General features: G+C 62.2%; 23 protein-coding genes. 13 read left to right on the top strand and 10 right to left on the bottom strand.

Annotated features, from left to right (window positions below):
- Positions 1 to 91: 91 nt before the first annotated feature.
- Entirely contained in the window at positions 92 to 1,240 is a 1,149-nt protein-coding gene (locus TK42_RS26295; RefSeq protein ID WP_032880420.1) for an aldose epimerase family protein, read from the bottom strand.
- Positions 1,241 to 1,377: 137 nt separating this feature from the next.
- Here TK42_RS26295 and TK42_RS26290 point away from each other — a divergent pair, with 137 nt between their 5' ends.
- A complete protein-coding gene (locus TK42_RS26290) occupies positions 1,378 to 2,145 on the top strand; it encodes an SDR family NAD(P)-dependent oxidoreductase (RefSeq protein WP_032880421.1) in 768 nt (255 codons plus the stop codon).
- Positions 2,146 to 2,353: 208 nt separating this feature from the next.
- Here the strand turns inward: TK42_RS26290 and TK42_RS26285 are convergent, their stop codons facing one another.
- Together TK42_RS26285 and TK42_RS26280 are read right to left on the bottom strand one after the other, a co-directional pair.
- The gene (locus tag TK42_RS26285) at positions 2,354 to 2,950 is read right to left on the bottom strand and encodes a glutathione S-transferase family protein (RefSeq protein ID WP_103735495.1); all 597 of its coding nucleotides are present in this window, start codon (positions 2,948 to 2,950) and stop codon (positions 2,354 to 2,356) included.
- 85 nt (positions 2,951 to 3,035) lie between these two features.
- Entirely contained in the window at positions 3,036 to 4,022 is a 987-nt protein-coding gene (locus TK42_RS26280) for an AraC family transcriptional regulator (RefSeq protein WP_103735498.1), read from the bottom strand.
- Positions 4,023 to 4,087: 65 nt separating this feature from the next.
- On the opposite strand from TK42_RS26280, the gene TK42_RS26275 reads away from it, so the two are divergent.
- Positions 4,088 to 5,314, top strand: a complete 1,227-nt coding sequence (locus TK42_RS26275; protein ID WP_046072167.1) for an MFS transporter — start codon at positions 4,088 to 4,090, stop codon at positions 5,312 to 5,314.
- A gap of 42 nt (positions 5,315 to 5,356) precedes the next feature.
- Complete coding sequence (yghU, locus tag TK42_RS26270) at positions 5,357 to 6,187, top strand: glutathione-dependent disulfide-bond oxidoreductase (protein WP_103735494.1); 831 nt, start codon at positions 5,357 to 5,359, stop codon at positions 6,185 to 6,187.
- 59 nt (positions 6,188 to 6,246) lie between these two features.
- Here yghU and TK42_RS26265 read toward each other — a convergent pair whose 3' ends face one another.
- The 3 genes from TK42_RS26265 to TK42_RS26255 are packed head-to-tail and all read right to left on the bottom strand — an operon-like array spanning position 6,247 to position 8,988.
- Positions 6,247 to 7,173, bottom strand: coding sequence for a sugar ABC transporter substrate-binding protein (locus TK42_RS26265; RefSeq protein WP_103735493.1), 927 nt, complete (start codon positions 7,171 to 7,173; stop codon positions 6,247 to 6,249).
- A gap of 19 nt (positions 7,174 to 7,192) precedes the next feature.
- Positions 7,193 to 7,972: a TIM barrel protein gene (locus tag TK42_RS26260; protein ID WP_103735492.1), complete on the bottom strand. Its 780-nt coding sequence runs from the start codon at positions 7,970 to 7,972 to the stop codon at positions 7,193 to 7,195.
- Positions 7,969 to 8,988 (bottom strand): Gfo/Idh/MocA family oxidoreductase, encoded by a 1,020-nt coding sequence (locus TK42_RS26255; protein ID WP_103735491.1) that lies wholly within the window; start codon positions 8,986 to 8,988, stop codon positions 7,969 to 7,971. Before TK42_RS26255 ends, TK42_RS26260 begins: the two co-directional genes overlap by 4 nt.
- A 184-nt stretch (positions 8,989 to 9,172) precedes the next feature.
- Here TK42_RS26255 and TK42_RS26250 point away from each other — a divergent pair, with 184 nt between their 5' ends.
- On the top strand, positions 9,173 to 11,134 hold the full coding sequence (locus TK42_RS26250; protein ID WP_103735490.1) for a sigma-54-dependent Fis family transcriptional regulator: 1,962 nt from the start codon (positions 9,173 to 9,175) through the stop codon (positions 11,132 to 11,134).
- 627 nt (positions 11,135 to 11,761) lie between these two features.
- On the opposite strand, the gene TK42_RS26240 is transcribed toward TK42_RS26250, so the two are convergent.
- Complete coding sequence (locus TK42_RS26240) at positions 11,762 to 12,811, bottom strand: LacI family DNA-binding transcriptional regulator (RefSeq protein WP_103735488.1); 1,050 nt, start codon at positions 12,809 to 12,811, stop codon at positions 11,762 to 11,764.
- 163 nt (positions 12,812 to 12,974) lie between these two features.
- Between TK42_RS26240 and TK42_RS26235 the strand changes: the two genes are divergently transcribed.
- The 5 genes from TK42_RS26235 to TK42_RS26215 are packed head-to-tail and all read left to right on the top strand — an operon-like array spanning position 12,975 to position 17,421.
- Positions 12,975 to 14,069 carry a fatty acid desaturase family protein gene (locus TK42_RS26235; RefSeq protein ID WP_103735487.1) on the top strand — a complete coding sequence of 365 codons (1,095 nt, stop codon included), beginning with the start codon at positions 12,975 to 12,977 and terminating at the stop codon, positions 14,067 to 14,069.
- A complete protein-coding gene (locus TK42_RS26230; RefSeq protein WP_032880442.1) occupies positions 14,066 to 14,389 on the top strand; it encodes a MocE family 2Fe-2S type ferredoxin in 324 nt (107 codons plus the stop codon). Before TK42_RS26235 ends, TK42_RS26230 begins: the two co-directional genes overlap by 4 nt.
- Positions 14,389 to 15,588: an NAD(P)/FAD-dependent oxidoreductase gene (locus tag TK42_RS26225; protein WP_103735486.1), complete on the top strand. Its 1,200-nt coding sequence runs from the start codon at positions 14,389 to 14,391 to the stop codon at positions 15,586 to 15,588. The genes TK42_RS26230 and TK42_RS26225 overlap by 1 nt, the downstream gene beginning before the upstream one ends.
- Before the next feature lies 1 nt (position 15,589).
- Positions 15,590 to 16,408 carry a sugar phosphate isomerase/epimerase gene (locus TK42_RS26220; RefSeq protein ID WP_103735485.1) on the top strand — a complete coding sequence of 273 codons (819 nt, stop codon included), beginning with the start codon at positions 15,590 to 15,592 and terminating at the stop codon, positions 16,406 to 16,408.
- A gap of 50 nt (positions 16,409 to 16,458) precedes the next feature.
- Positions 16,459 to 17,421 carry a Dyp-type peroxidase gene (locus TK42_RS26215; protein ID WP_032880448.1) on the top strand — a complete coding sequence of 321 codons (963 nt, stop codon included), beginning with the start codon at positions 16,459 to 16,461 and terminating at the stop codon, positions 17,419 to 17,421.
- On the opposite strand, the gene TK42_RS26210 is transcribed toward TK42_RS26215, so the two are convergent.
- Complete coding sequence (locus TK42_RS26210) at positions 17,418 to 18,290, bottom strand: undecaprenyl-diphosphate phosphatase (RefSeq protein ID WP_103735484.1); 873 nt, start codon at positions 18,288 to 18,290, stop codon at positions 17,418 to 17,420. The two genes, TK42_RS26215 and TK42_RS26210, sit on opposite strands and share 4 nt — an antisense overlap.
- 180 nt (positions 18,291 to 18,470) lie before the next feature.
- On the opposite strand from TK42_RS26210, the gene TK42_RS26205 reads away from it, so the two are divergent.
- Positions 18,471 to 18,977: a GNAT family N-acetyltransferase gene (locus tag TK42_RS26205; RefSeq protein WP_103735497.1), complete on the top strand. Its 507-nt coding sequence runs from the start codon at positions 18,471 to 18,473 to the stop codon at positions 18,975 to 18,977.
- A gap of 179 nt (positions 18,978 to 19,156) precedes the next feature.
- Here the strand turns inward: TK42_RS26205 and TK42_RS26200 are convergent, their stop codons facing one another.
- Positions 19,157 to 20,095 (bottom strand): GlxA family transcriptional regulator, encoded by a 939-nt coding sequence (locus TK42_RS26200; protein WP_032880454.1) that lies wholly within the window; start codon positions 20,093 to 20,095, stop codon positions 19,157 to 19,159.
- 172 nt (positions 20,096 to 20,267) lie between these two features.
- On the opposite strand from TK42_RS26200, the gene TK42_RS26195 reads away from it, so the two are divergent.
- From TK42_RS26195 to TK42_RS26185, 3 genes are all read left to right on the top strand, one after another.
- A complete protein-coding gene (locus tag TK42_RS26195) occupies positions 20,268 to 20,897 on the top strand; it encodes a TetR/AcrR family transcriptional regulator (RefSeq protein WP_032880456.1) in 630 nt (209 codons plus the stop codon).
- Positions 20,894 to 21,571 carry a type 1 glutamine amidotransferase domain-containing protein gene (locus TK42_RS26190; protein WP_103735483.1) on the top strand — a complete coding sequence of 226 codons (678 nt, stop codon included), beginning with the start codon at positions 20,894 to 20,896 and terminating at the stop codon, positions 21,569 to 21,571. The genes TK42_RS26195 and TK42_RS26190 overlap by 4 nt, the downstream gene beginning before the upstream one ends.
- 78 nt (positions 21,572 to 21,649) lie before the next feature.
- Positions 21,650 to 22,780 carry an alkene reductase gene (locus tag TK42_RS26185; RefSeq protein ID WP_032880461.1) on the top strand — a complete coding sequence of 377 codons (1,131 nt, stop codon included), beginning with the start codon at positions 21,650 to 21,652 and terminating at the stop codon, positions 22,778 to 22,780.
- Positions 22,781 to 22,851: 71 nt separating this feature from the next.
- On the opposite strand, the gene TK42_RS26180 is transcribed toward TK42_RS26185, so the two are convergent.
- Positions 22,852 to 23,850 (bottom strand): NAD(P)H-quinone oxidoreductase, encoded by a 999-nt coding sequence (locus tag TK42_RS26180; RefSeq protein WP_032880463.1) that lies wholly within the window; start codon positions 23,848 to 23,850, stop codon positions 22,852 to 22,854.
- Positions 23,851 to 23,922: the final 72 nt, after the last annotated feature.

Below are 23,922 nucleotides of genomic sequence, written 5' to 3'. Positions count from 1 at the left end.
AAGAGCGGCTCGCTTCGCATCGTGGTTACTGTTGGCGACTGCAAAGTTGTGTAGATACCTATGCTCATCGGGGTGTAGCCCTCCCACAGTTTTAATCGGCGGTGAACTTGAAAATGGTGTTCTGGATATAGGTTTGCCCTGGATTCAAGCGAGTTGAGGCAAAGCCGGGTTGGTTAGGCGCATCCGGAAAATGCTGGGTCTCCAGGGTAAACCCGCTCCAGTGCTGGTACGTCTTGCCACCTTTGCCCTTCACCGAACCATCCAGGAAGTTGCTGGTGTAGAACTGCACCCCAGGCTCACTGGTGTAAAGCTGCAAGCGCCGCCCCGACTCAGGGTCATGCACCTGGGCAGCAAGCTGCTTCACATCACCTTTGGTATCCAAGGCCCAGTTAAAGTCGAACCCGCCTTGTTTCGGCTCGGCAAATTTGAGCTGCGGATGGTCCGCCTTGATGTGCTGGCCAATAGGCGTGGGCTTGAGGAAGTCCATCGGTGTGCCCTTGACCGGAGCCAGCTCACCGGTGGGGATCAAGGTGGCATTCACCGGCGTGTAGTGGCTGGCGTGCAAGGTGGCGACCTGCTTGAGAATGTCGCCGTTACCCGCGCCGGCGAGGTTGAAGTAGCTGTGATTGGTGAGGTTGAGTACCGTCGGTTTGTCGGTGGTGGCCTTGTAGTCGATGTGCAGTTCGTTCTTGTCGTTGAGGCGGTAAGTGACTTCGGTCTTCAGGTTGCCGGGGAAACCCATTTCACCGTCCTTGGACAGGTAGGTGAGGGTGACGCCCACCGAATCCTTGTCCTTGACGGGCTCGGCGTGCCACACCTGTTTGTCGAAGCCCTGGGCGCCGCCATGCAGCGAGTTGGGGCCGTCGTTGAGCGGCACCTGGTAGCGTTTGCCGTCGAGTTCAAAGGCACCGCCGGCCAGGCGGTTGCCGAAGCGGCCGATGGTTGCGCCGAAAAATGCAGTACCGCCTTGATAGCCTTGCACATCATCGAAACCCAGCACTACGTCGTCGAGCTTGCCGTTTTTGTCAGGCACCTTCAGCGACTGCAATACACCGCCGTAGGTAATTACCGTGGCTTGCATGCCATGGCTGTTGCGCAACACGTACTGTTCGACGGCGGTGCCGTCATTGGTTTTACCGAAAGGCTTGTGCTCGCTGGTAAGGCCGGCGGCGTGAGCGCCGCCGCTGGCGATCAGCATGGACAGCGCCAGACCGGACAACAGGTATCGAGGGTGCTTCATGTCGAACTTCCTTTTGTTGTTTTTGGGTTGAATAGTTCTACTAATGTGAGATATTTCACCGGTTATCCAGCAGATTTATAGCCTTTAACGCCGATTTCGTAAAATAAAATAAGACTAATTGATCGAGGCACTACGTTATGAGTACTGAACACGCCATTTATCCCGACCTCAAGGGCAAGAGCGTATTGATCTCCGGCGGGGCGTCAGGGATTGGCGAATTCATGGTGCGGGCCTTTGCCGCCCAGGGTGCCAAAGTGGCGTTTGTGGATCGCGCGCAAAGCCAGGGTGAACGCTTGGCGGCGCTGCTGAACTCCAAGGGCCACACCGTCGAGTTCGAGTGCTGCGATATCACCGATGAGATTGGCTACGGTGCGGCAATCCGGCGCTTCGAGCATTCCCTCGGGCCGATCACGGTGCTGGTCAACAACGCGGCAAATGACGTGCGCCACAGTCTGGAAGAAATCGACTCGCAAATGTTTGACCGGTTGATCGCTGTCAACCTCAAGCACGCCTTCTTTGCCGCAAAGGCGGTGGTGCCAATGATGAAAGAGGCGGGTGGCGGCTCGATCATCAACCTGGGTTCGGTCGGCTGGATGATGGCTTCTGCCGGCTACCCGGTGTACGCCGCCAGCAAGGCTGCCGCCCACGGCATGACTCGAGGCCTGGCGCGGGAGCTGGGGCCGAGCCATATCCGCGTCAACACACTGGTGCCGGGCTGGGTGATGACGGAAAAACAATTGGCCATGTGGGTGGATGATGCGGCTCGGGAGTTGATCGCCCGTAGCCAGTGCCTGCCTGGCAGTGTGATGCCGGAACACATCGCCAATATGGCCCTGTTTCTGGCCTCGGATGCCTCGGCGATGTGTTCGGCGCAAAACTTTATCGTTGACGGCGGCTGGGTGTAGAAACACGGTTCCAAAAAATTGTGAAGATCGCGAGTGGGAGGGGGCTTGCCCCCGATAGCGGTGGGTCAACCCACATCAATGTTCGCTGGGCCGACGTCATCGCAGGCAAACCAGCTCCCATATTTAGATCCTGGGGTGTCAGGTAGAGATGCGCCGGCTGTCAGGCCGTCAAGGGGGCAAGCCCCCTCCCACATATGAACTGCGATGCTTAGGCGATTGGGTAGCGTTTGAACGCCGGATGCTGTTCCAGGCGTTCAGCATGGCGCTTCAGGTTGGGGAACGCATCCGCCTTCACCACCGACGCCACGGTGAACTGGCTGAACGACCAGGCGACCGCTGCTGTAATGGATGCCTGGGTCAGCGCTTCACTGTCTGCCAGTTGCTTGTCCAGCAGGGCATAGGCCGCCAGCAATTGCCCACTGACGCGTTCGATCCATGGTGCATGTGACTTTTCGGCTGGGCGCAGGTTGTGTTCATAGACGATCTGCACACTCTTTTCACAGGCGGCAAGGGCCAGTCCGAGCAGTTGCAGGTCGTGGGCGCGTGCTGCCGGTTGTTGGGGCAGCAGCTTCTTGTCAGCCGGCGCCAGTGCTTCCAGGTAATCGAGGATCAGGCTCGAATCCATCAGCACCGTCCCGTCGTCCAACACCAGGGAGGGGGCTTTGACCACGGGGTTGATCTGGGCAAATTGCGCGTAGGTGCTGAACACCGACAGCGGTTCATGCACAAACTCCACCCCATACAAGTCCAGGGAAATCGCCACGCGGCGTACGTAAGGCGAGTCCAGCATTCCGACCAGTTTCATGCAGCCTCCATTGCTTTCGCGGTGTGATTGGCTGACGAGATTAAGGCTTCATGATCAGGGTGCGCAATGCTTGAAGGGGCGGTCGCTACATTGAACTGCGGGCCGCCCCGGGCGGTTGCCCGGTGATGCGCTTGAACGCACGGCTGAACGCCGCCTGGGAGGTGTAGCCGAGGCGTTGCGCGACGGTTTCGATGGGCATGCGCTCCAGGCTCAGCCACTGCGTGGCCAGGCGCATGCGCAGTTCCGTAGCGTAGCGCAACGGCGGTATGCCGAGGATGGCCTGGAAGCGATCGGCAAATACCGAGCGCGAGGTATGGCACTGCGCGGCCAGTTCCGCCACGCTCCAGTCGCGGCCCGGTTGCTGGTGTAGGGCGAGGAGGGCGCGGGCCAGGCGTGGGTCGCGTAGCGCCGCCACCAGGCCCGAGGCGTTGCCACAGGCGCATTCGACCCAGCCGCGTACGATCATCGCCGCCACCACATCGGCCAGGCGCGCCAGGATGCCGGCAAAGCCGATGCGGGCCGTGGAGACTTCCCGTTCCATCACCGCCAGGATCGGCATCAGGCCGGGGTAACGCTGGCCCCCTGCATCGATCAGCATCAGCGCCGGCATCAGGTTGCCGAGCCCCTGGATACTGCCAAGTTCAAACTCCATGCAGGCACTGAACAGCAAGGTGCTGGGCGTCGCATTAGGGGAGGCATCCACGGCGCAGACCGCATCCCCCAACGGGGCACTGTCGAAATCGCCGATATCGTGCACACCGGCGCTCGCATCGGATAACAGTGCATGCGCGCCACCATGGGCAATGAATACCGCATTGCCCGCCGACAGCTCGAAAAGGTTGCCGTCCTCGCCGCGCAAGGTCGCATGGCCGGCCGCGAGAAAGTGGAAATAGGCGTGGCCGGGCTTGGCGTCAAAGCCCATGCCGAAGCTCGGCCCGGCCTGGATGCGGCGGTACTGCACGCCCCGCAGGCGCATGCCGCGCAGCAGCTCATTGATCAGGTCGGAAGACAGGGTAAAAGCATCCGCGGCAGTCATGGTCGGGGTTTCGGTCAAAAACTCAAGGGTTTGCATCATAGATCATCCTGGCAGGCAAACCTAGACTGGCCGCCTTGCTAATGATCTGAGGATGACCTGTGATGAGTGAATATGCAGCTCAAGCCCCTGCCGGGGTAGTGACGGAGCCGGCCTGGCTGGCGGTGTTTTCTTTGGCAATGGGGGTGTTCGGTTTGCTGACGGCGGAATACCTGCCGGCCAGTTTGTTGACCCCCATGGCCTTGGACCTGGGTGTTTCGGAAGCGCTGGCCGGCCAGGCCGTGACGGTGACGGCGGTGGTGGCGTTGTTTGCCGGCTTGCTGGTGCCCGGCCTGACCCGAAGCATCGACCGGCGCGTGGTGCTGCTGGGGTTCTCCACGCTGATGATTGCCTCCAACCTGCTGGTGGCGCTGTCTTCCAGCCTGACCGTGCTGCTGTTGATGCGCATCCTGCTGGGCATCGCCCTGGGCGGTTTCTGGAGCATGGCGGCGGCGGTGGCCATGCGTCTGGTGCCGGCGGCTTCCCTGCCACGGGCGCTGTCGATCATCTTCAGCGGGATTGCGGCGGGCACCGTGGTCGCCGTCCCGCTGGGCAGCTACTTGGGTGGCCTGTACGGCTGGCGCAGTGCGTTTATCGCAGCGGCTGCCGTGGGTGCGGTGACCCTGGCGTTCCAGGCGTTCACCCTGCCGCGCCTGGTGCCCAATGGTACCGCGCGCCTGCGTACCGTGCTGGAAGTGCTGCTGCGCCCGGGTATCGCCATGGGCATGTTCGGTTGCGTGCTGGTACATACCGCGCATTTCGCATTGTTCACCTATATTCGCCCGTTCCTGGAAAGCACCACCGGCGTCGATACCCAAGGGCTGGCCCTGATGCTGCTGGGCTTCGGCGTGGCGAATTTCGTCGGCACCTTGCTCGCCGGTTGGCTGCTGGTGCGCCACCCGCGTGGGACGTTGGTGTTGATGCCGGTGCTGGTAGGCATTGCGGCGCTGGCCCTGGTCTGGCTGCCGGTGTCACTGCCGGGCCAGGCGTTGCTCCTGGCGCTGTGGGGCATGGCGTTCGGCGGCGTACCGGTGGCATGGTCCAATTGGGTCGCCCGTGCCGTGCCGGACCAGGCCGAAAGTGCCGGCGGCATGGTGGTCGCTTCGGTGCAGTCGGCGATTGCCGCAGGGGCTGCCGGTGGCGGGTTGATGTTCAGCGTCAGCGGCATTGGTGGGGTATTTGTGGGTGCGGGTGTATTGATGTTGCTCGCGGCCTTGCTTATCGCCCTGCGCGTACAGGTGCCTCGACAAGACCGGGATGCCGGTGTGACGCATCACCCGTCTTTGGTTTAGTCTGGAACGCTTCGTTGATCACAATCCCTGAGGAGCAGTGGCATGGCTGATTATGTACCCCCAAAGGTCTGGACCTGGGACACCGAGAGCGGCGGCACCTTCGCCAGTATCAACCGGCCCATCGCGGGTGCTACCCACGATAAAGAGCTGCCGATCGGCAAGCATCCGCTGCAGCTGTATTCCCTGGCCACGCCCAACGGGCAGAAGGTCACGATCCTGCTTGAAGAGTTGCTGGCCCTCGGGCACACCGGCGCCGAGTACGACGCCTGGCTGATCAAGATCGGCGACGGCGACCAGTTCGGCAGTGGCTTCGTGGCGGTGAACCCGAATTCGAAGATTCCGGCCCTGATGGACCGCAGTGGTGCCACGCCGATTCGGGTATTCGAGTCCGGCGCGATCCTGCAGTACCTGGCCGAGAAATTCGGCGCGTTCTTGCCCAGCGAGCCTGCGGCCCGGGCTGAATGCCTGTCATGGTTGTTCTGGCAGATGGGCAGCGCGCCCTACCTGGGGGGTGGCTTCGGGCATTTCTATGCCTATGCGCCGAGCAAGATGGAGTACCCGATCAACCGTTTTGCCATGGAAGCCAAGCGCCAACTGGATGTGCTGGACAAGCGCCTGGCGGTGAGCGAGTACATCGCCGGCGATGAGTACACCATTGCCGATATCGCCATCTGGCCCTGGTACGGCGGGCTGGTCAAAGGCCGCTTGTACGGCGACTCGGCGGAGTTTCTCTCGGTGCATGAATACAAACACGTGCTGCGCTGGGCCGACGCAATTGACGCCCGGCCGGCGGTGCAGCGCGGGCGACGGGTGAACAGGGTGTCGGGTGAGGAGCAGTTGCCCGAACGGCATGACGCGAGTGACCTGGACTGATTCAGATCCAGTGTGGGAGGGGGCTTGCCCTCCCACATTTGGATCTCCTTAGCTTCGGTTTACTTGTAGCGCTGTTCGAATACCGCCACCTGCTCAGGTTTGATCAGTTCAAACGGCACCCACACTTCGGCTTCAATCGGTTCGCCCTTGATCATTTTGATCGCCGCTCGAACCGCCTGGGTCGCCTGGGCCTTGGGGTCCTGGAACACTGACGCAGCAAGCAGCCCACGCTTGATGGCCGCCAAACCATCGGGCAAACCGTCGATGCCGACGATCGCAATCTGGCCCTTGGCCTTGCCCGCTTGCTGCAATGCCATGGCCGCACCGATTGCCATTTCATCGTTGTTGGCCACGATCGCATCAAACTGCGTGCCTGCCAGCAGCCAGTTGCTGGTCAGGTCCATGCCTTTGTTGCGTTGCCACTCGGCGCTTTGCTGCTCGACGATCTTGATACCGGGAAAGTCCTTGAGCACCTGCCTGGCGCCCTCGGTGCGGTCGTGGGTGGCGTTCTGCGCAAGGTCGCCCATGATGATCGCCACGTTGCCCTGGCCGCCGAGTTTTTCCGCGAGGTAGCGCATCTGCAATTGCCCAGCCTCGATGTCGTTGGACGCCACCGTAACCACGCCCTTTGGCAGCGTGCGTTCATCCGGGTGGCGGTTGACGTACACCAGTGGCGTCTTGGCCGCCACGGCGGCGCGGGTGATGTTGGCAGTGGCAGCCGTGTCGACCGGCAGCACGATCACCGCATCGACTTTCTGGTTGAGAAAACCTTCGACCTGGTTGAGCTGGCGCACGACATCGCCCTGGGCGTCTTCGAACTGGATCTGCACGTCCTGCTGTTTCGCCGCGGCCTCAAGGCCGCTACGTACATAGGTCATGAAGTTATCGTCGACCCGGGCAATGCTCACGCCAATGCGGTACGCGGCGAAAGTCCATTGGCTGAACAGCACCAGCAGCGCGGCCACTAGCAATGAATAACGATGCATAAGGGTGTTCCTTTTATTGTTATAGGGTGAATGCCTGGCGGAAGCGCTCCAGGGCCAATTCGCTGGTGCCGCTGGCCCAGCCCTCCAGGCCTACCACGCCGGTGTAGCCCATGGCGTGCAACGCGCGGGCAATCGCCGGGTAGTGGATTTCGCCAGTGCCGGGCTCCTTGCGCCCGGGCACGTCGGCCACCTGGATTTCACCGATGGCGCCGCCGGCGCGCTGGATCAATTCGATCAGGTTTCCTTCGCCGATCTGCGCGTGGTACAGGTCCAGGTTCATCTTCAGGTGCGGGCTGCCCACGGCTTCGATCAGGGCCAGGGTGTCGTCGGCGCGGGCGAACGGCGTGCCGGGGTGATCGACGGCGGTGTTGAGGTTTTCCAGCAGGAACACACGGCTGGCGTCTTCCCCCAGGCGCGCGATTTTTTCCAGGGTCTTGCAGGCGCTCAGCCACATGCGTCCGGTGGTCTGGCTGACCGGCTGCACCGGCAAGCCGCCGTCGCCCAGGCCGGTGCCGTGCAGGTTGAGGCTGGGACAATTGAGGCGCTCGGCGATGCCCAGGGATTCGCGGGCGCTGTCGAGCAGTTGGCGACTGCCTTCGGGGTCGGTGAGGGTGCCGCTGATGTAGCCGGTCATCGAGGTGAAGTCCGCGCCGGTCGCGGCCAGGGCGTCGATGTCCTTGTCGGTCCAGCTCCAGATTTCGGCGCTGAACCCAAGGGCGTGGATACGTTTGACCCGTTCGATGAAGGGCAGGTCGAGAAACACCATCTCGGCGCTGACGGCCAATGTGAACGGCATCATGGGCGCGCCCCTTGCACGGCCACGGCCTTGCCGGTTTCGTACGACTCAATGCAAGCGCGCGCAATCGCCAGGGCCGCGCGCGCATCCTCACCGCTGGCCAGGGGCTTGGCGCCGCTGCGCAGGCAGTCGACAAAGTGGTTGAGTTCGGCAATGTAGGCGTCGCGCAGCAGGTCAGTGTCCATTCGTTGGGTGTCGGCCTGGATGCCCTCGGCCAGGTAGCGCACCAGGTCGCAGTCATTGAGGCTGCCCATGCTCAGCATGCCTTGGCTGCCGAACACTTCACCGCGCACATCGTAGCCATACACCGCCTGGAAGTTGGCCTCGGCGGTGGCGATGGCGCCGTTGTCGAAGCGGATCGTGACCACGGCGGTGTCCAGTAAACCCTGGCTTTTGTACGCCGGTGCGATCAGCGCGTCGGCCATCACATGCACCTGCACCGCTTCGGCGCCGGGGTTGAGGTAGCGCAGGGTGTCGAAGTCGTGGATCAGGGTTTCCAGGAAGATCACCCATTGCGGCGAGTTGGCAGGGTTGTTCAGTGTCGGGTCGCGGGTCAGCGAGCGCAGCAACTGCGGCGTACCGATGCGGCCGGCGGCGACATCGAGGTGCGCGGTACGGAAGCTCTTGGCGAAACGCCGATTGAAACCGACCTGCAACGGCACGCGGGCGTCGGCGGCAGCGGCGATGGCGCGATCGGCTTCATCCAGGGTGATCGCCATGGGTTTTTCGCAGAAGATGCCCTTGCCGGCACGGGCGGCGCTGATCACCAGGTCGGCGTGGCTACGGGCGGGGGAAGCGATAAGCACTGCGTCGATATCGGGGTCGTTCAACAGCTGTTGTGGGTCGGTGTAGACCTTGTCCACCCCCAGCTCTGCTGCCAGGCGTGCGGCCTGGCCTGGAGTGGGGTCGGCGATGGCGGCAAGGCAGGCGCCGGGGATGTGGCGGGCCGCCGTAAGGCCGTGGAAGCTGCCCATGCGACCGGCACCGATCAAGCCCAGGCGGATATTCTGTGTACTCATGAAGTGACCCCTTTTTATTGTTGGCCCGCAGGACAGTCCTGGCTGGCATAGAGGTAAGAGCAAGGGGTGTGCCAACTCATAAATAACTGATTTTTAATAGGTTATTAAAATCAGTAAACAAAATGTGTTCATTCAGATGACATGTCTATACTGACATGTCAAAAATATGAACATGGATGCCTTGATGAGCCTCACATTCAGCGTGCAAGACCTCGAATACCTCACGGCCCTTGGACCTGATGCGCTGAATGACGGCCCCGTCGCTGCATTGGAGCAGGGCTGGCGAGCGTGTCGGTCTGGCCAGGTCGAGCGCCCGGCCGGAGTGCGCCAGGTCATCTGGGATTCCTGGCGGCGCAGTATCGAGGCGGGTATCGATCCCGATGAAAGCCACTACCGTTTCGTGGCCGCCCAAGCGCTGGCGGCAACCCTGGCCAATCACCGCGTACTGATCGCCGCTGCCGCGCAGGTCATGCACGGCTTGCTGGCCTATAACCCACGCGGCCATATCAACGTTACCGATGCCGAGGGCACCACCCTGTATTTCTGCGGGCTGGACATCACCCCCGTCGGCAGTCGCCTGCTGGAATCGGTACAGGGCACCAACTGCACCGGGCTGGCGCTGGCCGAAGATCGCCTGATGTACGTGTTGGCCGAGGAGAACTTCGCCGGCGCCCTGCGCCAGCGCCGCATGCACTGCGCCGCTGCGCCGATCAAGGATGCCCAGGGCCTGACATTGGCCATGCTCACGCTGACCGCCGAGCCCGGCTGGTTTCATTTCCATACCCTGGGCACTGTCCAGGCGGCAGCCGAAGCGGTGTCGCGGCAGATGGCGCTGCAGGTGTTGCTGGAAGAACAACAAGCGGTGCTCGAAGTGCTGAACGAAGGCTTGGTGGTGCTGGACGAGCATGGCTGCATCAAGGCGCTCAACCGCTATGCGCGGCAACTGTTCGGGGTGGGGTTGGAGCTGATCGGCAGTCCGTTCCAGCGCCTGGGGTGCAATGAGTTGAGCGACGCGCTGGGTGAGCCGGTGCGCGACCTTGATTGCACCTTTGAGCTGCGCGACCGCAGCCCGCTCGCCTGCCTGGTCTCGGTATGCCCGCTGGAGCAGGGCGGGGTGATCGTGTCGGTGCGCGAAAACCGCCGCATCCGCGAAATCACCCGGCGCCTTATCGGTACTCAGGCGCGCTATACCTTCGACACCATCCAGGGCACCTCACGGGCGATCCAGGACGCGCTGCACCTGGGGCGCATCGCCAGTCGCGGCGACGCCACCACCTTGATCCTCGGCGAAAGCGGCACCGGCAAGGAGCTGTTTGCCCAGGCCATTCATAACGCCAGCGAGCGTTGCAACGGCCCGTTCGTGGCGGTCAACTGCGGCGCCATCCCCCGGGACCTGGTGCAGAGCGAACTGTTTGGGCATGTCGAAGGCGCGTTCACCGGCTCGGCGCGAGGAGGGTCGGCGGGCAAGTTTGAATTAGCCGATGGCGGCACCATCTTCCTGGATGAAATTGGCGACATGTCCTTCGATGCCCAGGTCAGCCTGTTGCGGGTGTTGCAGGAGGGGGAAGTGACGCGCGTGGGCGCGAAAAATTCGCGGCCAGTGGACGTGCGCATCATCGCCGCCACCCATCGCAACTTGAGCCAGGCAGTGGCCGAAGGTGCGTTTCGTGAGGATCTTTACTACCGCCTCAATGTGTTGAACCTCACCGTGCCGCCGTTGCGTATGCGCCGCGAGGATATCCCGCTGTTGGCACGGCATTTCCTGCAGCGCTGTGCGCGTTCGTTGCGTAAGCCAGTGCAGGGTTTCTCGCCGGAGGCGCTGGCGCTGCTGTCAGCCCATGGCTGGCCGGGCAATGTGCGTGAATTGGAAAACGCCATTGAACGGGCGACCAACTTGGCGATGGGCGAGTTGATCCAGCCGGCTGACTTGCCGCTGGAAACCCAGCAACGGGCGACGCTGCGCCTTTACCAGCCCCAGCCCGCGCAGGATCTGAGCAGCCATGAACTGCACGCCATCGTCGCTGCGCTGAAAAACACGGGTGGCAACATTCGCCTGGCGGCCCGGCAACTCAACGTGTCGCGGGGTGGGCTGTACAACAAGATGGGGCGGTTTGGTTTGAGTGCAGGGGATTTTCGCGGGCGGTGAATGATTGCCCGTGTGCAGATTAAATGTGCGAGGGGGCTTGCTCCCGATGGCGACCTGACAGTCGACCGCTAACTAAGGGATGCCCCGCGATCCAAATGTGGGAGGGGCGGTGCGACGATTCGACTTGCCCCCGATGGCGGCCTGACAGCCGACCAGGATGTTGGATCAGACCGAGTACATATCCATTCCTGCGGTAACGGCTACTTAGGGTTCCGCTCTTACAGCGGCTCACTTTTGGAAGGACCGGAATGCCGGCCCAGCCAAAAGTAAGCAAAAGGTCCTCGCCCCACCACTCGGCACCTCGCTTAGGCTCGGTGTGCCCGTAATCCGCCATGGATTTGGGGGGCCGCCGCCACGCGCCATCCATGGCGCGGGGCGGCTAAACCGGCATCCCTGCCGGTTTACCCCCCAAATCCCTGTCGAATTCCGGCCAGCGTGGTTTAACGGGGCGCCTGAGATCAAGATCAAGAGCGGCTCGCTTCGCATCGTGGTTACGGTCGGCAGCTACAAAGTTGCGTAGATACCCATGCCGCGATAGCGGTGTTTCAGCCTCTGAATTTTTGACGGGTTCATTGCCATCGAGGTCGAATCGTTGCACCGCCCCTCCCACATTGTGTTCTTTGTGTCTCAGGTGCCCATGTTTTCCGGGGTCACTATCTGCGGTGGTATATGCACCCGATGCCGCACAGGATCGAAGCCTTCGTCATTCAGCAACTGCACCAGCAGTTGCACCAGCGCCGCCGCCGTCTGCCGCGGCTGCGAGTCCATTACCACATCGATCAAGCCGCGGCTCAACGCCTGGCGTGACAGTTCGGTCGACTCCTGCAGAATGCAGCACAGCGCCGGGCGCTTGGGCAGTTGGGCCAGGGCGTTGATCACGCCGTCGCCACCACCGCCTACCACGCATAATCCACGCAAATCGGTATGGCGGCTGAGCAGGTCCAGGGTGGCTTCCTCGGTGATGTCGCAGTTGTCCAGGTTGATCAGCGGCTCCAATGGCTTGAGCCCCGGCGCGTGTTCGGCCAGGTAGCTGTGCAAGCCTTCGACCCGTGCTTGATGCCCGAGAAAACGATGGCCGCCCAACAGGATGCCCACGCTGCCTTTGCGTGCGCCGCAGGTGTGCGCCAGCAGCCAGCCCATGGTGCGCCCGACCACGTGGTTGTCCTGGCCCACATAGGGTTCGAGGGCCTGCTCATGGATATCCGACAGCAGCGCAACCACTGGTACGCCGGCTTCACGAATCTGCGCCAGGCAGGCGTTGATCAGCGGATGGGCGAAGCTGACCACCGCCAGGGTGTCGCACTGCACCGCCAGTTGCTCGATCTGCGCGACGATGGCATTCGGTGAACGGTCGTTGATGTAGTCGAACTGGCAGCTCAGGTTGGCGGTGGCGTGATGCTGCGCTGCATCGCTTATTGACTGGGCGAGGTTGGCATAGAAGGCCTGGGCGGTGCCCAGCAACAGCACGCCGAAACGGTAGGTGGGCCGCCGTTCGCGGATGCGCTGGCCGATCAGGCGCGCAGCAAAATAGCCCACCGCTTCGGCAGCCTGGAACACCTGTTCGGCCGTGCCGGGGTTGACCGGAGCGCGGGCGTTCAACACGCGGTCGACGGTGGCTACGCTGAGCCCCGCATGGGCGGCAACGGTGGCGATGGTTGGGCGTTTATGGTTGTGCATTGGCAGGCCCCTTGAGCGTCTTGATAGAAAACTATCAAGCCCCGCTGGGCCTGGATGATAGCTTGATAGGGAATGGATTCAAGGCCTTGAGGGTGATTTGGCTGCGCTCTATGGTTGGTTCCGCAAAGCACCTGAAACCCTACGCTTGCGGAGAACAATAACAATGCCTGAACACACCGCTTACCGCGCCCGGCGCGACTACAGCCTCACCGGGCCCGAAGCGGCCCGTGCCGCCGAAAAGGGTCTGGTCTCGGCCAACTGGTACCAGTCACCCATCTCGCGCAAACGCATGAAAGAACTGATGCAACGCCGCGATGGCCCGGCCTTGCTCGACACGGCCATCTGGGCTGCGACGCTGTTGGCCACAGGCTTTGGCGGCTATTGGTTCTGGGGCTCCTGGGCCTGCGTACCGTTTTTTCTCGCCTATGGCGTGCTCTACGGAACGGCGTCCAACCCGCGCTGGCACGAAACCGGCCACGGCACTGCGTTCAAGACCCGCTGGATGAACGATGCGTTGTACCAGGCGGCGAGCTTCATGTGCCTGTTCGAACCTCACGTGTGGCGCTGGAGCCATGCCCGTCATCACACCGACACCATCGTCGTCGGCCGCGACCCGGAGATCGTCGAGCCGCGCCCGCCGAGCCTGTGGATGATGGCCCTCAGCCTGTTCAACCTGCCCCTGGCCTGGAAGACCTTCAGCGGCGTAGCCCGCCATGCGCTCGGGCGCATGAGTGCCCAGGAGCAAGACTTCATCCCTGAATCCGAATGGCCCAAGGTATTCCGTGCCGCACGTATATGGATTGGGATTTATGCGCTGATCATCGGCGCCGCGTTGTACCTGCACAGCTGGCTACCGCTGATGCTGGTGGGCTTGCCCAGTCTTTATGGTGCCTGGCTCGGCTACCTGTTCGGCCTCAGCCAGCATGTGGGCCTGGCCGAAGATGTGCTCGACCACCGCAGCAACTGCCGCACCATCTACATGAACCGGGTGCTGCGCTTTATCTACATGAACATGAACTACCACCTCGAACACCACATGTACCCGATGGTGCCTTACCACGCGCTCGGTCAACTGCACGAAGAGATCCGCAGCGACTGCCCACCGCCGTATGCCAACCTGTGGGAGGCCTACCAGGAAATCATTCCCACTATTTGGCGCCAGCGCAGCGACCCCAGCTATTTCGTCCAACGCCCGACCCGTGGCGAGGGAGCTTGCTCGCCCCACAGTAAAAGCCAGTCATTGGAGATAAATGCATGAACGATCAATGGATCGACGTCTGCGCCGTGGGCGAAATAGAAGCAGAAGACGTGCTGCGCTTCGACCACGGTATTCACACCTACGCGGTGTACCGCTCGGCCGAGGATGAATTCTTCGCCACCGCCGGCCTGTGCACCCACGAGAAAATCCACCTGGCGGACGGCCTGGTGATGGACCATGTGATCGAGTGCCCAAAGCACAACGGGCGCTTCGATTACCGTTCCGGCCAAGCCCTGGGCGCGCCGGTGTGCGTCAACCTCAAGACCTACCCGGTGCGGGTCGAAGCGGGGCGGGTACTGCTCGCTGTCACGGCCGGATGATGAACCAGACCCTGATCATCGTCGGCGCTGGTCATGCCGGTGGACGTGCGGCACTGACCTTGCGTGAAGAAGGTTACAGCGGGCGCCTGATCCTGATCGGCGATGAAGCGCACTTGCCCTACGAACGCCCACCGTTGTCCAAAGGCGTGCTGCAAGGCTCGACGGACCTGGCGGAATGCAGCCTGTGCGACAGTGCACGGTTGGCTGCGCTTGGCATTGAGCATATCGCCGGCAACCCCGCCAGCCGTTTGGAGCCGCAGCATCATCGGCTGCAACTGGCTGACGGCCAATGGTTGACCTATGCCGGCCTGCTGCTGGCCACCGGAGGCCGGGCGCGACGCTTGCCCCAGGAGCAGGCCAACGTGTTCTACCTGCGCACCCATGATGAAGCGTTGGCCTTGCGCAATGAATTAAAGCCAGGCGCCAGGTTGGTGGTGGTCGGTGGGGGCTTTATCGGCCTGGAGGTCGCCGCTACGGCGCGGGGCCTGGGCTGCGAGGTCACGGTGCTGGAAGCGGGGCCGCGGCTGGCCGCCCGGGCGCTGCCGCCAATGATCAGTGAAGCGCTGTTGGCGCTGCATCGTCAGCAGGGTGTGGACGTGCACTTGAACGTTGCCCTGGAGTGCGTCCACGCCGACGCCGTGCAACTGGTCGATGGGCAACGGGTGCCCTGTGACCTGGTGGCGGTCGGTATTGGTATGCAACCCAACATTGAGCTGGCAGCGGCGGGCGGGCTGGAAGTAGGGCTGGGCATTCGGGTCGACGCGTGCCTGCGTACCAGCGCACCGGATATTTACGCGGCGGGGGATGTCTGTGAGTTTCGTCTCGGCGGCGTCTATCAGCGTCAGGAAACCTGGCGCAACGCCGAGGCCCAGGGGCGTCACGCTGCGTTGAATCTGTTGGGCAAAGAACTGCCGTTCGAGAGGGTCCCGGGTTTCTGGTCCGACCAATTCGACTGGGGTTTGCATTCCGTCGGGGCGATGACTGCGCGGTCGGTCAGTCGTGCGTTGCCCGACGGTGGCCTGCTGCTGTTTTGCCTAGACACCAACGCCCGATTGCAAGGCGCTTTCGGCTGGGCTCCGGGCAACCGCGCCGCCAGGGACATCAAGCTGTGCGAGCGCTTGATCACTGCAAGCATTGCGCTTGACGTGGCGAGCCTGGCAGATGCCGATACGTCCCTCAAACACCTGCTGCGAGGTTGAGATGCACCAACTCCTGGTATTCCAATCACTATGGGCCATGCAAACCGAGCCCGGCAGCCAAGAAGCGCAACTGGACCGCATCGTCGCCGCCGGTTTTGACGGCATCACCGACCATTACTGGACGCCGGCCGCAGTCTCGCGCTTGTACGCTGCCGCCACGGCCAGAGGCTTGCAGATCGAAGGTCAACTGTTCCCGCAATCGGTGGATGATCTGGCCAGGGCATTGGAAGTGATCGGCCGCTACGGTTGTCACCACCTCACCCTGCAAGCCGATGTGCGCCCGCGTACCCAGGCCGAGGCGGTCAGGCTGATCGAAGGCTGGCAGCGCCTGGCCGAACAGGTGGACTTCCCGATCCTGCTGGAAACCCACCGTTATCGACTGACCAACGACCTGTTGTTCACCCTCGACCTGCTGGCGCAAATGCCCGACCTGAAACTGCTCGCGGACCTGTCCCACTACGTCGTCGGCCGCGAGTTGCCAGAACCCGGAGCCTTGGAAGACGACGAGCAGATACGCACGATCCTGCGCCATAGCTGGGGCTTTCATGGCCGCGTCGCCAGCAGTGAGCAGGTGCAGGTTGGCCTGGATTTTCCTCAGCACCAGCCTTGGGTCGAGCGCTTTACCGGCTGGTGGCGCTATGGGATCGACGACTGGCTGACCCGTGCCGACGCGCCCCAGAGCCTGCCCTTCACCTGCGAACTGGGCCCGCCACCCTATGCGATCACCGATGCAATGGGGCGAGAACTCACTGATCGCTGGGCCGAGGCGCTCAAGATGAAGGCGCTGATTCGCCAGGTGTGGGCCAGTTGTCACGGCTGATCTGCTAACCTGCGTCGGTTCAAACCGACCTTAGCCTATGGATCTGCCTGATGAAAACCTGCCCTGTCCAGCCACCTCTCGAACCGCAGTCCGTGTGCCACCCGATCACCAGCAGCGCGATTTTCATGGTCGCCACCCTGGCCCCCGATGCAGTTGAAAACGTGCGTGCCTGGTGCGCCGACATCGCAGGCCTTGTGCGCTCGGTGGGCAAGCGCGTGCCGTCGGGCAACCTGACCTGCGTCTGCGGGTTTGGCTCGGATGCGTGGGATCGGCTGTTCGGCGCGCCTCGCCCGGCGTCGCTGCATCCGTTCCGCGAATTCGGTGTAGAAGGGCGCAAGGCGGTGTCGACCCCGGGCGATATCCTCCTGCATATCCGCGCCGAGCAGATGGACCTGTGTTTCGAGCTGGCGACCCAATTGATGGCTGCCTTGGGCGATAGCGTCAAGGTGGTGGATGAGGTCCAGGGTTTCCGCTATTTCGATATGCGCAGCATCATCGGTTTTGTCGACGGCACCGAAAACCCGGTAGGGCGCAAGGCCGAAAGATTCACCCTGGTCGGTGACGAAGACCCTCAGTTCGAGGGCGGCAGCTACGTAGTGGTGCAGAAATACCTGCACAACATGAGCGCCTGGAACGGCTTGACGGTAGAAGCCCAGGAGAAGGTAATCGGGCGCACCAAACTGGCAGATATCGAACTGGACGAAGAAACCAAGCCGAGCAACTCCCACAGCGCCTTGACCGTCATCACTGACGAGAACGGTGAGGAAGTGAAGATCCTGCGCGACAACATGCCCTTCGGCCGCCCCGGTGCCGGCGAGTTCGGCACCTATTTCATCGGCTACGCACGCTCGCCGCAGCCTCTGGAGCAGATGCTGGAAAACATGTTCGTTGGCCGCCCGGTCGGCAACTATGACCGCTTGCTCGACTTCAGTACCGCCGTGACTGGCGGCCTGTTTTTCGTGCCCTCGGCCGACCTGCTTGAAGCGCTGGCCGACCGCGAACCGGCGGCTTAACTCAACAACCCGCTGCTGACCGCCACAATCAGGAAGATCCCCAGCAGCGCACGGTAGATCACGAACGGCCAGGTGGAGAAGCGCTCCAGGAACTTCATCAGGCCCCAGATCGCAAAGAACGCCGAGATGCTCGCCACCACCAGGCCGAAGATCAAGTGCGGCCAGGCGTGGGCAGGGAGGTCGGCGCGCAGCAGCACCCACAGTTCTTTCAAACCGGCCAGGGCAATGGCCGGCAGGCCCAGCAGGAAAGAAAAGCGCGCCGCTTCCTCACGTTTGAAATTCAGGAACAGCGCTGCGGTCAGCGTGGAGCCCGAACGCGACACCCCAGGAATCAACGCGCCGATCTGCGCCACCCCCACGATCAGCGCATCGCGCAAGCGCATTTGGCTTACGTCGCGGGTATGGCGGGCGCGCACTTCGGCCAGTGCCAGCAACACCGCCATCACCACGCAGGAAATGCCGATCACCATCAGCCCGCGCAATGGCGAGTTGCATGCATTCAGGGTCGAAGACAGCGCCAACCCGGCAATTCCAATCGGGATAGTCGCCAGCACGATCGCCACCGCCAGTTTGAACCACCGATCGTTATAGTCGCCCCGGCGCACCGCACTGATACTGCCGGTGGTGACCTGGCGCACATCCCGCCAGAAGTAACTGACCACTGCCGCCAGCGCGGCCAATTGCATGGCCGCCGAAAACGCCGAGCCCGGGTCTTGCCAGCCGAGCAGGGCGGGCACCACGCGCATATGGGCGGTGGACGACACCGGCAGCAATTCGGTGATGCCCTGGATTACCCCCAGGATGAAAATTTGCAGGTAATTCAGGGAGGCAAAGCCCACATCCAGGCCGGCGGTACAGACGTTGGTCACAATACGTGTCCTTGAGCGAAAGGTGGAAACCGGCGAAGTTTATTCTAAACGTTTCAGGAATTTGGCCAGGGCAACCGCTATTTGCATTCGGTTCAGCCAATAGAAAGGATTCGACAAGCCATTGGCGTGGCAGGCACTTTTGTGAACAATGGCGCCCTGCGTTTTTCCACCGAGAGCCCCATGCCTGAAACCACCGTTGAATTGATCCAGACCGGCCCTGAAGACGCCGAGCTGATTCGCAATCTATACCAGTACTACGCCTACGAGTCCTCGGACTGGGAACAGGAAGATGTTGAGGCCGATGGCCGTTTCTACATCCACGACGAGCATCTGGCCCGCTACTGGCACGACCCGCAGTGGAGCGCCAACCTGTTGCTGGTCGATGGTTATATCGCCGGTTTCCTGTTGATCGAGGGCAGCGAATTGCCCGGTATCGAGGCCCTGGAACTGGCCGACCTGTTCATCCTCAAGCGTTATCGGCGCAAAGGTATCGGCCGCGCCATTGCCAGCCAGGTACTGTGCAGCGGCGAGGCCAATTGGCTGGTGCGTTTCTATGATCAGGACGAAGTGTCCCAGGCGTTCTGGCGTACCGTGCTGGATACCCTGCCGCGCCCGGTGCAGACGATTGAACTGGAGGATGATCCGCAGCTGGTGAGCTACCTGATTACGCGGGTTTCGCTGCACTGACGGGCGGGTTGTGCTGAGGTTAAAGGCTTGCACACCGTAACTGATGCCCCGAGATCAAAATGTGGGAGGGGGCTTGCTCCCGATAGCGGTGGGCCAGTCACCTGATATTGCGGCTGACCCACCGCCATCGGGATCAAGCCCCCTCCCACAGTTCGAACGCCAACAACTCGGCTACGCCCCTAGCCTGGATTGAACAACACCTGCTGCATCGCCTGGGGCGGCTGCCCGAATGCACGGAGGAACGCCTGGCGCATGCGTTCGCGATCACCAAACCCGGTTTCGCGGGCCACTACTTCCACCGGGTGACGGCTGGTTTCCATCATCGCCCGCGCCGCTTCCACCCGCAGGGCTTCGATGGCCTTGGCCGGGGTTTGCCCGGTTTCTTCGCGAAACACTCGGCTGAACTGGCGCGGGCTGAGCCGGGCGACTTCGGCCAAGGCTTCTACCGATAAATCATGGGTTAGGTTTTCACGCGCATAGGCCAGGGCCAGTTGCACGCGGTCGGATTTGGGGTCCAGTTCCAGCAAGGTTGAGAGTTGCGATTGCTCGCTGCCGCGGCGCTGGGCTATCACCAGCTTGCGTGCGATGCGGCGCGCAAGGTCGCTGCCCAGGTCGTTCTCCACCATCGCCAGTGCCAGGTCGACCCCGGCGCTCATGCCGGCACCGGTCCACACCTGGCCGTCCACCACGAACAACTTGTCTTCTTCCAGGCGAATATCCGGGTAGCGCTTGCGAAACGCCGGCGCGTGGATCCAGTGGGTGGTGGTGCGTTTGCCGGCGAGCAGGCCCGCTTCTGCCAGCACAAAGATGCCCATGCATAACGAGGCCACCCGACGCGACTGTGCTGATGCTGCCTTGACCAGTTCCAGCAGGTTGGCCTCCGGCAGGCGAAACTCCAGGTAGCCGCTGACGATCAGAGTGTCATAACCCTCTGGGCGGATGGCGTTGGTATTGACTGAAAAGCCCTGGGAGGTCATCACCGCGCCGCCGCTTTCCGATACCAGGTGAAATTCATAGGCCGGCTCGCCGCGCAGCAGGTTGGCGCACTCGAACACCGAGCCCAGGCTAAGGCTCAACGACTGGAAGTTCGGGTAAACCATCAGCGCAACGCTGTGCATTGCATCTCTCCAAGGGGCAGGGAGAGGGGATTGTCGGCGTGTACCGGGCAAACGGCAACCGACTTTGGCGCATGTCCGGAATCCTTGCGGATATGACATTGTGAGTGGTTGCCTCGCTGCCTAACATGGCCCCAACGAACTAGACGACTGGTCTAATCGCACGGAGGCAAGCATGAGCAACGCAAGCAGCAGTGCACGGCAAGCGATTCTTGAACGTGCGCAATCCATCGTCGGTGCCAAGGGATTTTCCGCGGTGGGCTTGAACGAAATCCTGCACGCCGCACAAGTACCCAAGGGCTCGTTCTATCACTACTTCAACTCCAAGGATGCGTTTGGCGTGGTGTTGCTCGATACCTATTTCGATCAGTACGTCGAAGGTATGCAGCAGCTGTTGGATCAGCCGGGTTTAACCCATCACGCCAAGTTGATGCGCTATTGGCAAGGCTGGATCGACAACCACACTGGCTGCACCGATACCGGCAAGTGCCTGGCCGTCAAGTTGGGGGCTGAAGTCTCTGACCTGTCAGAGCCGATGCGATTGGCGTTGCAGCGCGGTACTTCGCGCACCATCGAGTTACTCGCGCTGGCCCTGGAGCGCGGGGTCGAAGACGGCTCGCTCAGGTTCGAGCACGCTCCGCACAGCCTTGCCAAGCGCTTGTATGCGCTGTGGCTGGGAACCAGCGTCATGGGCAAGATCACCCGTACCACTGCGCCGTTCTGCGAGGCGCTGCTGCTGACCCAACAGTTGTTGGGCGGCCCTGAAAACCCTGCTACTCACATCGATCGAGGCACTGGAAAATGAAAGTATTAATGGTACTGACCTCTCACGACCAGCTTGGCGATACCGGGCGCAAGACTGGCTTCTGGCTCGAAGAGTTTGCCGCCCCTTATTACGCGTTCAAGGACGCTGGCGCCGATGTGGTGCTGGCTTCCCCGGCCGGCGGCCAGCCGCCGTTGGACCCGAAGAGCGATGAACCGGATGCGCAAACCGAGCAGACAGCGCGCTTCGCCGCAGACCCGGCTGCGCAGCAGGCCCTGGCTACCACGGTGAAGCTGGAAACGGTCAACACCGCCGACTTCGACACCGTGTTCTACCCTGGCGGCCACGGCCCGCTGTGGGACCTGGCGGAGTCGCCGGTGTCCATCGCGTTGATCGAGGCGTTCGAACGGGCCGGCAAACCCATCGGATTTGTCTGCCATGCACCGGGTGCCTTGCGCCACGTCAAGGCAGTCAACGGTGAGCCGTTGATCAAGGGCCGCCGTGTGACCGGGTTCTCCAACTCGGAGGAAGCCGCGGTGGAGTTGACCGATGTCGTGCCGTTCCTGATTGAAGATGAATTCAAAAAACTGGGCGGCAAGTATGAGAAGGGTGCCGACTGGCAATCCTTTGTGATTACCGATGGCTTGCTGGTCACTGGGCAGAACCCGGGCAGCTCCAGCGACGTGGCCAAGGCCCTGCTGACACTCAGCGCTTAAGTTAATAAACCGAGGTACGCGCTGGCGACTCCCAGGAGTCGCCAGGGTTTTCGTTCGTTCTGAATTTGGAATATCCCCATGCCTGACTGCATTTTGAACACCCCGATAAAGCTGGGGCATCATCGCTTGAACAATCGCGTTGTGCTGCCGCCGCTGACACGCCAGCGCAGCGCCCAGCCGGGCAATATCGCCACCGACCTGATGGCCGAATATTACCGCCAGCGTGCCAGTGCCGGCTTCATGGTCAGCGAGGGTACGCAGATCGAACCGCGCGGCCAGGGCTACGCATGGACGCCGGGCATCCATACACCGGCGCAGATCGAGGGTTGGCGCAAGGTCACCGCAGCGGTACATGCCGAGGGTGGGGTGATCTTTGCCCAGCTATGGCACGTGGGGCGGGTGTCCCATAACGCCTTGCAACCTGGCGGCGCTGCACCGGTGGGGCCGTCTGCACTGCCGGCGCTGCAAGCCAAAGCCTTTATTGAAACCGGTCCGGGTGTGGGTGAGCTGGTGCAGCCACCCGTGCCTCGTGCGTTGAGCACGCTGGAAATCGACGAGTTGGTCGGGCACTACGCCCAGGCTGCTCGCAATGCCCTGGACGCCGGGTTCGATGGTGTGGAAATCCATGCGGCCAACGGCTATTTGGTCAATCAGTTCATCTCGGCCCACTCCAACATCCGTGAGGATGAGTACGGCGGTTCGCTGGACAATCGCCTGCGCTTGCTGCGCGAGATTGTCGAGGCGGTGTGCAAGGTGGTGGGGCCGCAGCGCCTGGGCGTGCGCTTTTCGCCGCTGTTCAGCGGTACCGATCAGGATCGGGTCTACATTGGCCTGGTGGAAGAGGACCCGCACCGTACCTATATCGAAGCGATCAAAGTGCTGGAAGCGTCGGGCATCGCCTATGTTTCCATCGCCGAAGCCGACTGGGATAACGCGCCGGACCTGCCTGAAACATTCCGCCAGGCCGTGCGCCGCACCTTCAGCGGCAGGATCATCTACGCCGGCCGCTACACCGCCGAGCGCGGTACACGGCTGGTAGAGGCAGGGCTGGCGGACCTGATCGCCTTCGGACGGCCGTTCATTGCCAACCCAGACCTGCCCCAGCGGATTTTCAATGGCTGGCCATTGAATGCGTTGAAGGCAGAGGGCTTGTATGGGGGGACTCAGGCGGGGTATGTGGATTATCCGGTGTATGCCGAACCGGAGTGACACACGCCCCTCCCACATTTGTGCCGAGTACCGTCAAACTTGGCCGGTCGCCAAGGATTGAGGAAAGCGCCTCACTCCACCCGCAACACAATCTTGCCAATGTGATCCCCACCTTCCATGCGCGCATGGGCCTGGGCGGCGTCGGTGTATGCGTAGACCTTGTCGATGATCGGCAGGCAGCGCCCGGCGCTGAGCACCGGCCACACGTAGTCGCGTAGCTGTTCGGCAATCGCGGCCTTTTCTTCGCGGGTGCGGGCGCGCAGCAGGGAGCCGGTGATCACCGCGCGTTTGGCGAGGATGGTCAGCAGGTCGACGTCATGAGCCTTGCCGCCACCGAGGAAGCCGAGCATCACCAGGTGACCGTCCATGCCAAGGGCCTTGAGGTTGTTGTTCAGGTACGAGGCACCCATGATGTCGAGAATCACATCGACGCCTTTGCCATCGGTCTGTTGGGCAATGACCTCGGCAAACTCCTGTTCGCGGTAGTTGATCGGTTCGGCGCCCAGCTTGGCAATCGCGGCACATTTGTCTGCGCTGCCGGCGGTGGCGAATGCCTGGATACCGAACTCCTGGCAGAGCATCAATGCGGTGGTGCCGATGCCGCTGGTGCCGCCGTGGATCAAGGCGCGCTGGCCTTTATGGGCACCGCCGAGGCCGAACAGGTTGGCCCAGACCGTGAAGAAGGTTTCCGGCACGGCGGCGGCCTGAATCCAGTCCATGCCCGCCGGGACCGGCAGCGCCTGGCTGGCCGGCACCGCACAAAACTGCGCATAGCCACCGCCATTGGTCAGGGCACACACCTTGTCGCCCAGGCTGTATTCAGTCACGCCAGTGCCCAGCGCCACCACTTCACCGGCCACTTCCAGCCCGGGAATCGGGCTCATGCCGGGTTTCATCGGGTATTTGCCGGCGCGTTGCAGCGCGTCTGGGCGGTTGACCCCGGCGGCGTGCACGCGAATCAGAATCTCGCCTGGCCCGGCCACTGGCACGTCGGCGCGCCGTGGCTGCAAGACGTCGGGGCCGCCAGGCGTGGTGATTTCGATCAGGGTCATTTCTTGGGGGAGCGTCATGGAAAAGTTCCTGTAGCGATGAGCGTATGGGTTGGGACCGTAGCGCCGGGTCGGCAGTTCAGCAAGATCATG

Origin of the sequence: Pseudomonas sp. GZJR-8, from assembly GCF_002916705.1 — a bacterium.
GTDB classification, from domain to species: domain Bacteria; phylum Pseudomonadota; class Gammaproteobacteria; order Pseudomonadales; family Pseudomonadaceae; genus Aquipseudomonas; species Aquipseudomonas synxantha_A.
This window is presented reverse-complemented; position numbering and strand designations above follow the sequence as displayed.